Below are 15,692 nucleotides of genomic sequence, written 5' to 3' on the forward strand. Positions count from 1 at the left end.
ACCTTTTTCAGGAAGGGACAAAATCAACAGATGGAATATATCGACAAAGTATTATTGCGTATGCAACTAACTTATTTTGAAAATCAACTTGATGAGGTGGAAGTAGTGTTTACAGGTTGCCGAAAAATATCTAAGGAAAGAGCGTCTGGGAGCTTTGAATTCTATTCGATCAATACTACTCTTGATCAACTTTAGAAATTAATAGCAATACTAATTGCTGCTGATTAAAATCAATATTTGGGTAAATATCGATGATGATATTTTTACACTCATCGATTGAGCAGCCCGTATCTAAACGAGCAATAAATTCATCAATATCATCAATACTGATATAATTTATGGATATTAATTTTCCAATCCCTTTACAGATCCCATCTAATGTAATTTCAAATAAGTGGTTAATTTGATATTTTTGATTTGGCAGTCTTAACGTTGTAAATGCCATACAATCTAATTTATTATTCCAATTCTTTGAAAAATGTAATTTCTCCATAAATTCGTTTTAATCGAAAAGCAAAAGTAAACATTAAGTTTTACACGATTGACACCTGAATATGGTCAAATTAGGTATCATATGTGTTTTAGTACCATTTTAATTTCCTTTTTAAATTCGTATTTTAAGATATATTATCCTGATTAGGGAGGAGGAGAATGTTAATTATTGTATAATTAAGTATATTTGCTGAAACTGTCTATAATAAAATTTAATGCAAAAAAATAGAGTAGGGCTTATTGGTAGTGGGAGTTGGGCTACAGCGATGATTAAAATGCTGGGTGACAACGTTGTCGAGAAGGATATTTATTGGTGGGTCCGTAAACAAGAGGATGTTGACTATATCAAAGAGCATAAAAAAAATCCAAGTTATTTAAGTGCCGTTGAAGTAAAGTTAGATACTGATCATATTTCAACCCATGCACGTGAAATTATTCAGAGATCGAATATTATTATTTTAAACACACCAGCAGCATATCTTAAAGCAGCGCTAGAGGGTGTCACAAAATCTGATTTTGAAGGCAAAATTATCGTGTCTGCTATAAAAGGTATTGTTCCTGACGAGAATTTAATTATCGGAGACTATCTCCAGCAAGTATACGATGTGCCATTAGATCATATTTTAGTAGTCGGTGGACCTTGTCATGCAGAAGAAGTCTCCTTGGAGAAATTATCATATTTGACTTTTGGATCTAAATCCGAAGAAAATGCCAAATGGGTCGCTTCATTGTTAGCATGTAGGTACATCAAAACCATTATTTCCGATGATGTTTATGGTATTGAATATGGAGCTGTTTTGAAAAATATTTACGCTTTGGCTGGTGGAATTTGTCATTCTTTAGGGTATGGCGATAATTTTCAAGCGGTCCTGATTTCAAATGCAATCCGGGAGATGGAGACTTATGTAGAAACGATCGATCCAAACCCGCTTCGTGATATCAATAAATCAGCTTATTTAGGAGATCTATTGGTCACGGCCTATTCGCAGTTCAGTAGAAATAGAACTTTTGGAGCAATGATCGGTAAAGGCTACAGCGTTCAGTCTGCTCAACTTGAGATGAATATGGTCGCCGAGGGATATTATGCCTCTGCTTGTATACAACATTATATGCATAAGCATCAAATAGAACTGCCGATTTGTGAAGCCGTTTATCAGATCTTATATCAGCACAAATCTGCCACAACAATCATTAGCCAATTGGCCGAAAAATTAAGTTAGTCCAATATGATCGATAGATTAAAAATAGCTGAAACCTACAAAATAATTCAAGATGAGATATGTCAAGCACTTGAAAAGTTAGATGGAACAGCAAAGTTTGAAGAAGAAATTTGGGAACGTGAGGGTGGCGGCGGCGGTCGTACAAGAATTATTCAAAATGGCAATATCATTGAAAAAGGAGGGGTCAACTTTTCTGCAGTTCATGGTAAATTGCCCGAACAGATCAAAAAATCATTTGGTGTAGAGGAAGATGAATTCTTTGCGACGGGCGTATCCATAGTAATTCACCCTAACAATCCCTTCGTCCCGATTATTCATATGAATATTCGTTATTTTGAATTAAATGAAGAGATTCGCTGGTTTGGTGGAGGTATTGACTTAACACCACATTATGTTATTGAAGAAGATGCCCAATTTTTTCATCAGCAGATGAAAAATGTATGCGACTTACATCATCCCGATTTCTATACAGATTTTAAGAAATGGGCGGATGACTATTTCTATGTTCGCCATAGGCAGGAAACTAGAGGGATAGGAGGTGTATTTTATGATAAGTTAACGCCTGAAAAAACAGGATTGACATTTGAAGAAATTTTCGTATATTCTTGTGATTTAGGACGCACATTTGCACCTACTTATACAGAGATAGTCAATAGAAATCGTCATAAAGATTATAACGATAAGCATAAAAACTGGCAATATCTCCGAAGAGGTCGATATGTTGAATTTAACTTGGTTTGGGATTCTGGAACTAAATTTGGTTTAGAAACCAACGGTCGTATTGAATCGATTTTAATGAGTTTGCCGCCGCAAGCTAACTGGGCATATGATTTTCAACCAGAAGCAGGTTCAGAAGAAGCTAAAACTCTTTCTTTGTTGAGGAAGGATATCAATTGGATACAATAAATTAATCTAAATAACCTGAATGGTTTCTTATCAGAAATTTGAACTCGAAAATGGTCTTCGTGTGCTTGTTCATGAAGACAATAACACAGCAATGGCCTGTGTAAATATATTATATGATGTTGGTGCACGAGATGAATCTCCAGATCAAACGGGATTTGCACATCTATTTGAACATCTGATGTTCGGAGGGTCCGTTCATATTCCAGATTACGATACCCCTCTGCAACGAGTGGGTGGAGAAAATAATGCGTTCACCAGTAATGATATTACGAATTACTACATTACATTACCTTCTTCTAATCTAGAGACAGCATTGTGGTTAGAATCAGATCGCATGTTGAGCCTTTCCTTTTCGGAACAAAGCTTAGAGACACAGAGAAGTGTTGTTAGTGAGGAGTTTAAGCAGCGTTACCTCAACCAGCCTTATGGTGATGTATGGTTGAAATTAAGGCCTTTGGCGTATCAAGTACATCCGTACAGGTGGGCGACTATTGGTAAAGAACTCAAACATATTGAAGATGCAAAAATGGAAGATGTGAAAGCATTTTTTAAAAAGCATTATACTCCTCAGAATGCAATAATGGTTATTGCGGGCGATGTCCAATTTGAGGAAATCAAAAAATTGGTTTCAAAATGGTTTGCTGATATCCCTGCAGGAAATAAATATCATAGAAATATACCACAAGAGCCCAAGCAGCTGAGCGAGCGTCGAGAAACAGTCGTAGCAGACGTTCCATTAGACGCTTTATTTATGTCATTTCACGCACCTGCACGAATGGACGAAAATTACCACGCAATGGACTTGGTGTCGGATTTGCTTTCTAGAGGATCTTCTTCAAGACTTTATCGTCGATTAGTCAAAGAACAAGAGTTATTCAGTGAAATTAATGCTTATGTTATGGGGAGTATCGACCCCAATCTATTCTTAATAGAGGGAAAACCATCCAATGGGATTACACTAGAAGAAGCTGAGGCAGCCATCTGGAAAGAACTTGATATTTTGAAATCAATTGAAGTGCCTGCTGAAGAGCTGGAAAAAGTAAAAAATAAAATTGAATCCACACATGTTTTTGCCGAGCTGTCTATCCTAGATAAAGCAATGAACTTAGCTTACTACGAGTTATTAGGTGATGCTAATGAACTTAATCATGAAACAGCTAAATACTTGGCGGTGCAACCTGAGGCTATTCAGCAGCAAGCAAGAGAAATTTTTAGAAAAGAAAACGCAACCATATTGTATTATAAAGCAAAGGAGGCCGCAAATGCTGAATAGAGCAATAGCCCCACCAACCAATCCAATCGGTGATATTCATTTAAAAAAACCACAGGTATTAAAATTTAAAAATGGACTACCTGTCTATGTTTTTCATTCTCCAGATCAAGAGTTGGTACGTATTGAATGGATTTTTAATAATGTATTTAATGAAGATGAAAATCCACTTTTAAACAGTGCGCTCAGTGCTTTATTAAAAGAAGGAACAATAAATTACAATAGTGCTGAAATTGCTGATAAAGTTGATTTTTATGGTGCTTTCTTAATGCCAGAATATGGATTTGATATCACCTCATTAACATTATATACATTAAATAAGCATAGCGCTGTTCTATTACCGTTAATTAAGGAAATCCTGACCGTATCTACTTTACCGCAAAAAGAGCTGGATACATACCTAAGAAATAATAAGCAGAAATTGCAAGTTTCTCTTCATAAAAATGATTTCTTAGCGAGAAGAGCATATTATAATCATGTTTTCGGAACCGAAAATCGCTACGGAAAAACGCCTACATTAGTGGATTATGATTTGATTTCTAGAGATGCATTAATTGATTTATATCATCAGCAATTTACGCCATCTAATTGTAGATTAATTGTTTCAGGAAATGTTTCTGAAGCTTTACTTGAAGAGTTAATTCAGCAATTTGGTGAAGATTGGACTTCTATGAAAACCACTTCTTTAGTGGCTCCGACGTTAAAGGCAGATACTGGACATTTGATTTATGAAGAAAAAGCTGATGCTTTGCAATCAGCAATTCGTATCGGTATGCCGAGCATCAATCGTAATCATGTGGACTATCCAGCTTTACAATTTGTCAATACGTTACTTGGCGGATTTTTTGGATCAAGATTGATGCGTAATATTAGGGAAGAAAAAGGATATACCTATAGTATCGGATCAGCAGTTGGTACATTGATGTATGGTGGCTTTATGACTATTGCTACTGAGGTCGGCGTAGATGTCACCGATGCCACCCTGATTGAAATAGAAAAAGAAATTGAAATCTTGAGGACAGAGCATGCACCCTTAGAAGAGCTAGAACTGGTGAAAAATTATTTATCAGGATCCATGTTGGGATCTCTGGAAAGTATTTTTTCACATGCCGATAAATTTAAGAATGTACTACTTTCAAATATGGAATTATCGTATTACGATCACTATATGAAAGAAATCAATGCAATGACTCCTGAGAAAGTAAAAGAAATAGCGGAACGATATTTTGATTATAATAAGATGATCAAAATTGTCATTGGAAAGATGAAAACAATGGAATTAGTCTCTAAATTGTAATTATAGGCTTTCAATAAATAAAAAATCATTCATACTTTGTATTTTTGTTGTATACAATGATGTATGGAACAATTTAATAAATAAAATTCGTAATGGAATTGAAACTCAAGAAACCTTTAGCATTCTTTGATTTAGAGACTACAGGAATCAATATCTCGGCAGACAGAATTGTTGAAATATCAATATTAAAAGTGTTGCCAAATGGGGAGGAACAAGTGTATACGAAGCGGATCAATCCCCTTATGCCTATTCCTGCTGAATCATCCATGTTCCATGGTATATATGATGACGATATTATAGACGCGCCAACATTTCAACAAATAAGCGAAGAAGTTGCAGCATTTATTGGCGACGCAGATCTAGCGGGTTATAACTCAAATAAGTTTGATATTCCGATGCTCATGGAGGAGTTTTTGCGTTCAGGAGTTAATTTTTCATTAGAAAATCGTGTTTTTGTTGACGTTCAAAATATTTTCCATCAAATGGAACAGCGTACTTTGAAAGCTGCATATAAATTCTATTGCAATGAAAGTTTGGAAAATGCACATAATGCTGAAGCAGACGTAAGAGCCACGTATGAAGTTTTAAAAGCACAGTTAAAGAAATATGACGGAGCTGTATATGAAGATAAACATGGTAAGCAATCTGTACCCGTTGTGAATGATGTGCAAGCATTGTCCGAGTTTACCAATATGACAAAGCCAGTTGATTTTGCAGGACGTATTGTTTACAATGAAGATGGGGTCGAAGTGATTAATTTTGGTAAACATAAAGGCAGACCTGTCACGGATGTATTTGATGTTGAGCCGAGTTATTACGCTTGGATGCAGAACGGTGATTTCCCATTATATACCAAGAAATGCTTAGAGACGATCTGGAATAAGCATAGAGCGGCTAAAAAGGCAACGAAATCAACAGAACCTATTCACGCGGCTGAAGATAAAAAACAGGCTAAAAAAGAATTTCAAAAACAAGAAAATAAGAGCCAGCCAACAGCGATCACCAATGATATGTTAGCAAGTCTAAAAAATAAATTTGGTTAGTTCAAGTGGTTAGCTAATTAGAAAATAAGATTTTATAAAATAATATTATGTCTCAAGAAATAGAACACCTACAGTGTTTAATAATTGGTTCAGGACCCGCAGGATATACGGCAGCTATTTATGCAGCCCGTGCTGATATGAAACCGGTTATATATACAGGGATGGTACCAGGGGGTCAATTGACTCAGACAACTGAAGTTGATAATTTTCCTGGATACCCTAAAGGAATTACAGGTCCAATCATGATGGAAGATCTAAGGATGCAGGCAGAACGATTTGGTACAGATGTCCGTTTTGGATATGCGACCAAAGTTGATTTTTCTGGTCCAGTGCATCAGGTTGAGATTGATGGTATCAAAACAGTAACTGCTGATACTGTGATCATCGCTACTGGAGCTACTGCAAAATGGTTGGGATTGGATAGTGAGCAAAAGTATAACGGTTTTGGTGTATCTGCTTGTGCAGTATGTGACGGTTTTTTCTTTAAAAACCAAGAAGTTGCTATTGTAGGTGCAGGTGATACAGCCGCCGAAGAAGCTACTTATTTGGCAAAATTATGTTCTAAGGTACATATGTTGGTACGTCGTGATGAATTTAGAGCTTCTAAAGCAATGGTTCACCGTGTGATGAATACTCCCAACATTGAAGTGCATTATAACTCGGAAACGAAGGAAATCTTAGGTGATGGTCAAGTGGTAACAGGTGTTCGTGTTTTAAATAACAAAGATCAATCTGAAAAAGTGCTGGATGTAACAGGTTTTTTTGTTGCTATTGGGCACAAGCCAAATACAGAACTTTTCAACGGTATCTTGGATATGGATGAAACGGGTTATTTAATCACTCAACCCAATACTACGGCAACCAATATTCCAGGTGTGTTTGCCTGCGGAGATGTACAGGATAATGTATATCGCCAAGCAATTACGGCTGCGGGAACAGGTTGTATGGCCGCTTTGGAAGCAGAACGTTATCTGGCAGCTAAAGAAGATGTTGCGTAATCGTGTTAACAATAAAAAGGCTAGCGATATCAATTTCGCTAGCCTTTCTTCTGCTATTTCAAACAGATTATAATAATTTCTGTTTATCCTTTTGCTTCTTCCATTTCAAAAACAGAATCGATTTTCCAACAAGACTTATCTTTAGAGGCTTTTACCGCCAATTGGTCACATCGTTCATTGAGCGGATGACCAGCATGACCCTTTACCCACACCAATTTTACCTGATGTAGTTTGTAAACCTGCATCAATCTAATCCAGAGATCTTTATTTTTTTTACCAGCGAATCCCTTTTGAATCCAGCCATACACCCATTTTTTATCGATGGCGTCAATGACATATTTGGAATCGGAATATACCGTAACCTGTTGATTTAAGTTTTTTAAAGCTTCTAGACCAACAATTACTGCCATTAGCTCCATTCGATTATTGGTGGTCTTGCGGTAGCCACCAGAGAATTCTTTTTCAATTAATTTCCCCTTATACGCTTCGTTATCACCCGTATAAATTGTTCTTAATATTGTGCCATAGCCACCTGGTCCTGGATTACCGCTTGAAGCGCCATCCGTATATAATTCAATCATCCATACAAAGATAAATTATTAAGCCAAAATAGCGACTTTAAGTTTGAATTGCATGAATATATTTCTTACTTTTCCCCTTTTAAAACCTAATATTTCAATTAGTAGACATGATTCGGAAGAAGTCAATATTAGCAGTGTTGTTTTTAGCGCTTTCTAGCTATAACGTTTTTGCACAAGAAACTAAAAACAAGAATGAGGACGTAAAAAAAATGGAATGGTTTGAAGATGCAAAATTAGGCATTTTTATCCATTGGGGAATTTATTCGGTTAAGGGGATTTCTGAATCTTGGGCTTTTTTTAATAACTATATCAGTCATGAAAATTACATGAAGCAATTGGCTGGTTTTACAGCCAACCAATATCAACCGGAAGAATGGGCAAAATTGATTCAGGAATCGGGAGCGAAGTATTCGGTCATTACAACACGTCATCATGATGGGGTCTCGCTTTGGGATAGCAAGTCGAATAATGCGATTACCACAGCTAAAGATGCTGCTGCTAAAAAGGATGTTTTGACTCCCTTTGTGACCGCACTTCAGAAAAAAGGTCTTAAGACCGGTTTATATTACTCATTACCAGATTGGAGTCATCCTGACTATGATGTCAATACGAGAATAAAAAAACGTTATAACGTAGGCGATGATGCCAATCGTTGGAATAAGTTTGTGAATTACTATCAGGGACAGTTAGCAGAATTGTCTAAAGCATATAAGCCAGATTTAATTTGGTTTGATGGCGATTGGGAACACAACGATCAGGAGTGGCGTGCAAAAGAAACATTGACACAATTGCGCAAGTATAATCCCAATATCATCATCAATTCCAGACTGAATCAACACGGTGACTATGATACTCCAGAGCAGGGTATTCCGGTTGTAAAACCTGAAGCACGCTACTGGGAACTCTGCTATACCATGAATGATTCGTGGGGATATCAGCATTTTGACCATCATTATAAAACACCAAACATGATCGTCCGTACTTTGGTAGATTGTATTTCAATGGGCGGAAATCTTTTATTGGATATTGGCCCTAAAGCTGATGGGACAATTCCTACAGAACAGGTGCAGATCTTGAAAGAATTAGGAAGATGGACTTCTAAACACAAGGACGCTATTTATGGTACCCGAGCAGGAGTTCAATCTCGGTTTTGGAATGATAAAAATGCTTTTTCTAAAGATGGAAAAACATTATACATCTACTTGGATAATGTCAAAGATAAATTAGTTTTACAAGGTCTGAAAACTAAACCTACTTCAATTAAATTTGTTGGAAATTCAGACAAAATAGATTATCAGTATGATGATTATACGCTAGAATTAAATCTACCAACAGCTAATTTCGATGCAGCTGTAACTGTTGTAGCCATTACCTTTAATGAGAAGCCAGCTATTGATTTGGAAAGAAAAGAAGTGAGTTATACTGCTTATGAAGTTGCTGGCCAAAATCAAGCCGCGTATGCCATTGCAACAATTAGTAAAGCTACTGCCATGGGATCCAATTTGTTTAAAGACAAAATCAGTGCAGACGGCGATGTATTAGATAAAAACTTAAAATTTGCATCTGCCGATATGAAAGAGTGGGTAGCAAAAAATGCTGAAATTTTACATGATGCTGAAGCTGGAATTCCTGATGGACATTACGCTGGACTAAGTGCGCTATCTAAAGATAAGCAGACACTTTATCTTTTCGTTGAAGGAACTCCAACAGGTCCTATTGCATTAAAAGGGCTTAAGAATACCATTGCACGTATACGCATAGTAGGCGAAGGTTCTATGATCGGTCATGATATATTCAATAAACTGTACTGGAGTTCGACTCCAGGTATTGTTTATATGGACGTTCCTAAAGAACGGGTGGATAAAAATATGACAATAATTGCTGTTTTATTGGATAAACCAATTGAATTGTATCGAGAGCACGTAGGAGCTATTGAAAGTAATTTATAAATTTGTAAAGAGGCAATTTTAATTGCCTCTTTTTTTATGATTATGAAATATATTTTAACATTGTTACCCTTGTCACTGCTACTTTCCTGTAATCACGGAAACGGAAATGAAACGCAAAAGCAACGTGCCGATTCACTTGCCCGGGAAGTGCTAGAGCAACGCCTGGATATTAGAGATCTCGCTAATTCGGATCATTTTATGTACTATGAGGATACCGAAGCTCAAAATACAACAGATATAAAGAAACTCGCTGGAGTTGAAAAAATAAAGGCTAAGGTAGTTGCTTATCGCATTTATAAAAATCTTAGTTTGGAAAATAATCGTTACATTTTTAAGGCCAAATCTCCCTTAGAACTGCATATACCGAATAAGATTTTTGTGAGTTTTGAAAGAGCATTTATAACGTCCAATAATAATGTCATCAGCAGTAAAGACTCCATTAAATTGCAATTGCCCACAAATTTCCAAGATTCGGTCTTAACTTGGTAGTAGATAATGAAGATATGAAGAAGAAAATCATTGTATTTACCGGAGCTGGTATCTCAGCAGAAAGTGGTATTAAGACATTTAGAGATGCGGATGGATTGTGGGAGGGGCATGATGTAGATGACGTTGCTAGTATTGATGGCTGGTACCGTAATCCCAAACTCGTTCAAGATTTTTTATAACATGCGGCGACAAGTCGCTATGCAGGCTAAACCTAATGCTGCGCATGAAGCTCTGGTCGCATTGGGTAAGTCGTTTGATGTACAGATTGTGACGCAAAATGTGGATACATTACATGAACGGGCAGGTTCTGATCATGTGCTTCATTTGCATGGAAGATTAGATCAAGCTTGCTCATCAAAAGATAAAAGGCTAATCTATCCAATCGACGGTTATGAGATCAAAATGGGTGACTTATGTGAAAAAGGTTCCCAATTAAGACCTAATATAGTATGGTTCGGTGAGGCAGTTCCGAATATGGAACCAGCCATCGAAATGGCACGAGAGGCCGACATTATGATTGTTATCGGCACCTCTTTGGCTGTATATCCAGCTGCAGGATTAGTTGATATAATAGCACCTACATGCGATTTATATGTTGTTGATAAACAGATTGATACATCGCGGATACCCAAACGGGCAAGTACTATAGAAAGTGCTGCATCGGAAGCAGTTCCCTATCTGGTTGCTCAGCTAATAGAGCGATATGCTACTTTGTAAGCAATTCATTACGCTAACGTTTTCGTCATTTGCACAATCGTTTGCATCCTAGATATTCCCTGAGATCATCTGCAAGAAGCATATATTTAGATTTTATAAATCGAATTAATACGTTTTTCTTTCTGACCACATCTCGAGACAATCAAGGCGTAGTCGTGACAGGGTTAATAAAATTTTATGATCACAAAAAAACTTGGCAAAGCAGCAGCATTTATCGTCTTGTTTACGATTAGCTCCAGTGTTACGAAAGCACAGTTATCTCTAATTCCGAAGCCAGATTTTATAGAGATGACGGAAGGGTCGTATTTCTTTCCTTCATCTGGTAAAATACAGATTGGAGATAAGACTTTTGATACGGTTGGTCGGTATCTTCAAAAGCAGCTTTTATCAAAATTTGGTTATACAGGACTTATCCATCATGATAAAAAACAGATTTCAGCAATTCAATTTGTTCGTAAGCAACATCTTGAAAGTGAGGAGTATGAAATTAAGACAGAGGGTAGTACGCTAATTATTTATGCAAGCTCTCCTGCAGGAGCTACCCATGCCGTCAGTTCGCTTTTGCAAGCATTTAGCTTTGGAAATAAATCTGCGTCTGGAATCACTATTCCTGCTTTTGAAATCAAAGATAAACCAGCATATCCGTGGCGAGGTTTTATGTTAGATGAATCACGTCACTTTTTTGGAAAGGAAAAGGTGAAATCCATCTTAGATTGGATGGCATTTTATAAACTCAATAAGTTCCATTGGCACTTGACTGATGAACCCGCTTGGCGATTAGAAATTCAAAAATATCCTCTATTAACATTGGTCGGTGGTATTGGCTCCCAGACTGATCCATATGCTCCCGCGGCCTTTTATACGCAGGCCGACATTACAGAGATTGTAGCTTATGCACAAGAAAGGAACATCGAAGTCATCCCAGAAATCGATATGCCGGGCCATGCCACAGCGGCTAATCGGGCTTACCCGCAACTGAGTGGTGGTGGAAATGAAAAACATCCGGATTTTACTTTTCATCCGGCTAAAGATATAACGTATTCTTTTTTAACTCAGGTATTGCGTGAAACGAAAGCGCTGTTTCCATCGGCGGTAATACATTTAGGCGGAGATGAAGTATCCTTTGGCAGTGAAGCATGGAATTCAGATACCCACGTGCAGGATTTGAAGCAGAAGCATGATCTAAATGATAACAAAGCGGTAGAAAATTACTTTATGCGTCGCATGGCAGATTCGCTAAAAACAATGGATGCCACTTTACTAGCATGGGATGAGATGGTAGATGCCGATTTATCAAAAGAGAAAACGATACTCATGTGGTGGCGACATGATAAACCCGAGCAGTTGAAAGCCATATTAAAGGCTGGCTATAAAACAATACTGACACCAAGATTACCACTTTATTTTGATTTTGTACAGGAAGAATCGCATAAATATGGGCGAAAATGGGGAAAACTGTACAATCCTTTGGAAAATGTGTATAATTTTTCTCCAGATCACTATGCTTCGTTGACGACCGAGAAAAATCAGATTTTAGGTATTCAGGGAAATTTATGGACGGAAACCGTTATCAATACCAATAGATTAGACTATTTAATTTTTCCACGATTGGCCGCTCTGGCGGAGGTCGGTTGGACGAAAAGTTCAAATAAAAATTACCTGCAATTTTCAGAATCATTGAAAAAACATTTGAATTTGTATCGTGAAGCAAATTTGTACTACTACGATCCATTTACAAATGCACATCCTGAACCGGTGGTGATAAAAAAGACACAACGCGTTTATATTGATAATCCTGAATAACCAATTAAATATGAATAACTTATTAAGCAGATCTATACTTGCTGTGGCATTGTTAGCTGGAGCCAATTCTCTACAAGCACAATGGACCGGACCAAAAATTAAATCAACAGAAATCAAAGAAATTAAGTATGGACCATTGTCACCTGCCAATCGGACAGATGAGGCAATGGTTGCATTCCGCAATTATGGATTAGGTCAATTTATACATTGGGGGCTATATGCAATACCAGGGAATGAATGGAAAGGAGTGAGTGCACGTGATGGTGCGGCAGCATCCGAATGGATACGTTCATGGAGAGGACCATCTGCTCCTAAAGATTGGGTGAATACATACGACAACCTTTACAAACAATTTAATCCCAAAGATTTTGACGCAAAGCGTTGGGCAAAACAAGCAAAAGACATGGGAGCGAAGTACGTGATTTTTACGACAAAACACCATGATGGTTTCGCGATGTGGCCAACCATATATTCGCCATATAATATCAGTAAGACACCCTATAAAAAAGATATTGTGAAAGAGGTTGTAGATGCCTATACCGCAGTAGGTATCGATGTGTACCTTTATTTCTCTGTATTGGAATGGAACAATCCAGATTATATGGGCAAAGAACCAATAACGGCAGAGGAAAAGAAAAAGTTTGATAAATTCTTGAAATATACTAGAAATCAATTACTGGAGTTGATGACTAATTATCCACAGATGAAAGGATTTTGGTTTGACGGTACTTGGGATCAGTCTTGGATAAAGTCTTATGATTTTACTTACAATCTTGAAAAAGAACTTCGGGAAAAACATCCTGGTCTTATCATTGGCTCCCGTTTCCGAAATGATGAATTTGGGAAACGTCATTTTGATTCCAATGGTCAGATGTTGGGTGATTATGAACAAGGCTGGGAGCGTAAATTGCCGGGAGATATCACTTGGTTAGAGGGGCGCGATTGGGATTGTGTGATGACGATTCCACCAAACGGTTGGGGATATATGAAAGATTGGTCGGGTATTTATACCAAAACCACCGATGATATTATCGATATGCTGACCTATTCAGCATCCCTAAGTGGTAATTTTGTTTTAAATTTCGGGCCAGATGGCCAGGGAAATATGCATCCTGAGGAAGATAAAATAGCAAAAGAGCTTGGTGAGTGGATGAAAATAAATGGTGAAGCGATCTATGGAGCCAAACATGCAGGAATGACCAATTCTAAACTGGGGTACTTCACTAAAAAAGCAGATAACTTATACCTCACTGTTTTCAACAGGCCCGTCAATCATATTGTCCGGATATCTGTACCCAAGGCAGCGACAGAGGTTCCTGTGTCTGCCACGTTATTAGCTAATGGACAAATGTTGGAGATGCGTCATTCGGATCTTGGTATTGATCTCGATAAAAATACCTATTATGATGTGCTATTGCCGAAAAGTTTCCAGTCGGATAGAGCCTTTGTCATTAAAATGAAAACGGGTGCACCTAAAATAAAAGCGGAGAAGCTAATGGATGCTAAGATGTAAAATATAGTTTGAAACAGTTTGAAAAGCCAAAACAATGATTTTGGTTTTTTTTTGTTATTTTTAGAAATCAATTCATGTACCGAAAATGTTCAAAATATTAGTTACCATTTTTACTTGTACTGTTTTATTGTCATGCAACAATAGCAACAAAAATCAAGGATCGACTTCTCAACAATCAGAAACAGGAAATAGCGAAACAGGAAAAAATCAACAGGTCGTGCTGGATTCTACTGAGGCAAAAAGAATATTGGCATTGCCATTACATTGCCTTGAACAGGAGTATCCAAATAAACTGGGTCAGGTCATCGGATCTGCTCAGGATCTGAAATCACCAAAACAATTACATCCCATTTTTTACGGTTGTTTTGATTGGCATTCATCCGTTCATGGTTATTGGTCTATCGTTAAAATATTGAAAACTTTCCCTAACCTCAGTGAAAGTAAACAGGCGAGACTGATCCTGAATGATAAGATAACCAAAACGAATGTTGATCAGGAAATTGCTTTCTTCCTGGACAGTAATAATACAAGCTTCGAACGCACCTATGGATGGGCGTGGCTCTTGCAGCTGCAGGCAGAGTTGTTGACTTGGAATGATCCTGAAGGGAAACAGTGGGCCACAGCGCTACAGCCTTTGGCAGATCTGCTTGTAAAACGTTATGAAGGGTATTTACCTAAACTTGTTTATCCGATCCGTTCGGGACAGCATGATAATACCGCTTTTGGATTTAGTTTATCAATGGATTATGCAAAGGTAACGCAAGATACAGCTTTTCAAAATTTAATTACACAACATGCAAAGCGCCTTTTTATAAACGATAAATCTTGCTCTCTGGCATTTGAGCCAAGTGGTAGCGATTTTCTTTCTCCTTGCTTAGAAGAGGCATTATTGATGACAAAAGTTTTAAATGATGACGAATATAAAAAATGGTTAACAGACTTTATGCCCGATTTATTTGTGAAAGAATTTAAGTTAGAGCCGGGTATTGTTAAAGACCGTACGGATGGAAAGCTTGTTCATTTAGATGGATTGAATTTTAGCCGTGCAACTTGTCTTAATGGCATCGCTACTAAACTACCGGAACTAAATCATTTACATCAACAGGCAAATAACCATTTGGCTTACTCATTGCCTAATATCAGCAATGACGACTATATGGGCTCACATTGGTTAGGAACATTTGCGCTTTATGCCATAACACATCAGTAAGTTTGTGATCAAGTTTATTTTTTCGATTATAATCGCATTGAGCATAATCAGTTCATGTACCCCAATTTCTTTAAATAAGAAGGAGAGAGCAGCTGATAGCCTACACACTTCCGATACGTTTAAATTTAATGGATACTCGGCTACAATAAAAAATAAAGATTAAGTCAAGCAATGAACAGCCCTGATATTGTCATTTTAACTTAA

General features: G+C 37.2%; 14 protein-coding genes and 1 pseudogene. 13 read left to right on the forward strand and 2 right to left on the reverse strand.

The window, feature by feature from the left end:
- On the forward strand, window positions 1-195 hold a 195-nt coding region (locus B3P23_RS20795), incomplete at its 5' end, for a hypothetical protein (protein ID WP_293929275.1).
- Here the strand turns inward: B3P23_RS20795 and B3P23_RS20800 are convergent.
- Window positions 176-493, reverse strand: coding sequence for a hypothetical protein (locus B3P23_RS20800; protein WP_293929277.1), 318 nt, complete (start codon window positions 491-493; stop codon window positions 176-178). The two genes, B3P23_RS20795 and B3P23_RS20800, sit on opposite strands and share 20 nt — an antisense overlap.
- Window positions 494-707: 214 nt before the next feature.
- Between B3P23_RS20800 and B3P23_RS20805 the strand changes: the two genes are divergently transcribed.
- From B3P23_RS20805 to trxB, 6 genes are all read left to right on the forward strand, one after another.
- Window positions 708-1,712, forward strand: a complete 1,005-nt coding sequence (locus B3P23_RS20805) for an NAD(P)H-dependent glycerol-3-phosphate dehydrogenase (RefSeq protein ID WP_248753840.1) — start codon at window positions 708-710, stop codon at window positions 1,710-1,712.
- Window positions 1,713-1,718: 6 nt separating this feature from the next.
- A complete protein-coding gene (gene hemF / locus B3P23_RS20810; protein WP_293929279.1) occupies window positions 1,719-2,618 on the forward strand; it encodes an oxygen-dependent coproporphyrinogen oxidase in 900 nt (299 codons plus the stop codon).
- A gap of 19 nt (window positions 2,619-2,637) precedes the next feature.
- A complete protein-coding gene (locus B3P23_RS20815; RefSeq protein WP_045756306.1) occupies window positions 2,638-3,891 on the forward strand; it encodes a M16 family metallopeptidase in 1,254 nt (417 codons plus the stop codon).
- Window positions 3,881-5,185, forward strand: coding sequence for a M16 family metallopeptidase (locus B3P23_RS20820; RefSeq protein WP_293929281.1), 1,305 nt, complete (start codon window positions 3,881-3,883; stop codon window positions 5,183-5,185). The genes B3P23_RS20815 and B3P23_RS20820 overlap by 11 nt, the downstream gene beginning before the upstream one ends.
- 92 nt (window positions 5,186-5,277) lie before the next feature.
- Complete coding sequence (locus tag B3P23_RS20825) at window positions 5,278-6,228, forward strand: 3'-5' exonuclease (RefSeq protein ID WP_293929283.1); 951 nt, start codon at window positions 5,278-5,280, stop codon at window positions 6,226-6,228.
- A 47-nt stretch (window positions 6,229-6,275) separates the two neighbouring features.
- On the forward strand, window positions 6,276-7,226 hold the full coding sequence (trxB, locus tag B3P23_RS20830; RefSeq protein WP_021190301.1) for a thioredoxin-disulfide reductase: 951 nt from the start codon (window positions 6,276-6,278) through the stop codon (window positions 7,224-7,226).
- A gap of 83 nt (window positions 7,227-7,309) precedes the next feature.
- Here the strand turns inward: trxB and rnhA are convergent, their stop codons facing one another.
- Window positions 7,310-7,807 carry a ribonuclease HI gene (gene rnhA / locus B3P23_RS20835; protein WP_108159772.1) on the reverse strand — a complete coding sequence of 166 codons (498 nt, stop codon included), beginning with the start codon at window positions 7,805-7,807 and terminating at the stop codon, window positions 7,310-7,312.
- A gap of 107 nt (window positions 7,808-7,914) precedes the next feature.
- Here rnhA and B3P23_RS20840 point away from each other — a divergent pair, with 107 nt between their 5' ends.
- From B3P23_RS20840 to B3P23_RS20865, 6 genes and pseudogenes are all read left to right on the forward strand, one after another.
- Entirely contained in the window at window positions 7,915-9,756 is a 1,842-nt protein-coding gene (locus B3P23_RS20840; protein ID WP_293929287.1) for an alpha-L-fucosidase, read from the forward strand.
- Window positions 9,757-9,798: 42 nt separating this feature from the next.
- Entirely contained in the window at window positions 9,799-10,245 is a 447-nt protein-coding gene (locus B3P23_RS20845) for a hypothetical protein (RefSeq protein ID WP_293929289.1), read from the forward strand.
- 14 nt (window positions 10,246-10,259) lie between these two features.
- A pseudogene (locus tag B3P23_RS20850) lies at window positions 10,260-10,962 on the forward strand (SIR2 family NAD-dependent protein deacylase).
- A 177-nt stretch (window positions 10,963-11,139) separates the two neighbouring features.
- On the forward strand, window positions 11,140-12,765 hold the full coding sequence (locus tag B3P23_RS20855; protein ID WP_293929291.1) for a beta-N-acetylhexosaminidase: 1,626 nt from the start codon (window positions 11,140-11,142) through the stop codon (window positions 12,763-12,765).
- A gap of 10 nt (window positions 12,766-12,775) precedes the next feature.
- Entirely contained in the window at window positions 12,776-14,278 is a 1,503-nt protein-coding gene (locus B3P23_RS20860) for an alpha-L-fucosidase (protein ID WP_293929293.1), read from the forward strand.
- 85 nt (window positions 14,279-14,363) lie between these two features.
- Window positions 14,364-15,488 carry a DUF2891 domain-containing protein gene (locus B3P23_RS20865; protein WP_293929295.1) on the forward strand — a complete coding sequence of 375 codons (1,125 nt, stop codon included), beginning with the start codon at window positions 14,364-14,366 and terminating at the stop codon, window positions 15,486-15,488.
- The last annotated feature ends 204 nt before the right edge of the window (window positions 15,489-15,692 follow it).

The sequence above is a fragment of the Sphingobacterium sp. UBA6320 genome (genome assembly GCF_002440335.1).
Taxonomy (GTDB): Bacteria; Bacteroidota; Bacteroidia; order Sphingobacteriales; family Sphingobacteriaceae; genus Sphingobacterium.

Excerpts from the sequence above, each read along its gene's own strand:
- B3P23_RS20800 (WP_293929277.1), bottom strand. The coding sequence starts at position 493 with ATGGAGAAATTACATTTTTCAAAGAATTGGAATAATAAATTAGATTGT.
- trxB (WP_021190301.1), top strand. The coding sequence starts at position 6,276 with ATGTCTCAAGAAATAGAACACCTACAGTGTTTAATAATTGGTTCAGGA.
- B3P23_RS20825 (WP_293929283.1), top strand. The coding sequence starts at position 5,278 with ATGGAATTGAAACTCAAGAAACCTTTAGCATTCTTTGATTTAGAGACT.
- B3P23_RS20860 (WP_293929293.1), top strand. The coding sequence starts at position 12,776 with ATGAATAACTTATTAAGCAGATCTATACTTGCTGTGGCATTGTTAGCT.
- B3P23_RS20815 (WP_045756306.1), top strand. The coding sequence starts at position 2,638 with ATGGTTTCTTATCAGAAATTTGAACTCGAAAATGGTCTTCGTGTGCTT.
- B3P23_RS20840 (WP_293929287.1), top strand. The coding sequence starts at position 7,915 with ATGATTCGGAAGAAGTCAATATTAGCAGTGTTGTTTTTAGCGCTTTCT.
- B3P23_RS20865 (WP_293929295.1), top strand. The coding sequence starts at position 14,364 with ATGTTCAAAATATTAGTTACCATTTTTACTTGTACTGTTTTATTGTCA.
- B3P23_RS20845 (WP_293929289.1), top strand. The coding sequence starts at position 9,799 with ATGAAATATATTTTAACATTGTTACCCTTGTCACTGCTACTTTCCTGT.
- B3P23_RS20805 (WP_248753840.1), top strand. The coding sequence starts at position 708 with ATGCAAAAAAATAGAGTAGGGCTTATTGGTAGTGGGAGTTGGGCTACA.
- hemF (WP_293929279.1), top strand. The coding sequence starts at position 1,719 with ATGATCGATAGATTAAAAATAGCTGAAACCTACAAAATAATTCAAGAT.
- B3P23_RS20820 (WP_293929281.1), top strand. The coding sequence starts at position 3,881 with ATGCTGAATAGAGCAATAGCCCCACCAACCAATCCAATCGGTGATATT.
- rnhA (WP_108159772.1), bottom strand. The coding sequence starts at position 7,807 with ATGATTGAATTATATACGGATGGCGCTTCAAGCGGTAATCCAGGACCA.
- B3P23_RS20855 (WP_293929291.1), top strand. The coding sequence starts at position 11,140 with ATGATCACAAAAAAACTTGGCAAAGCAGCAGCATTTATCGTCTTGTTT.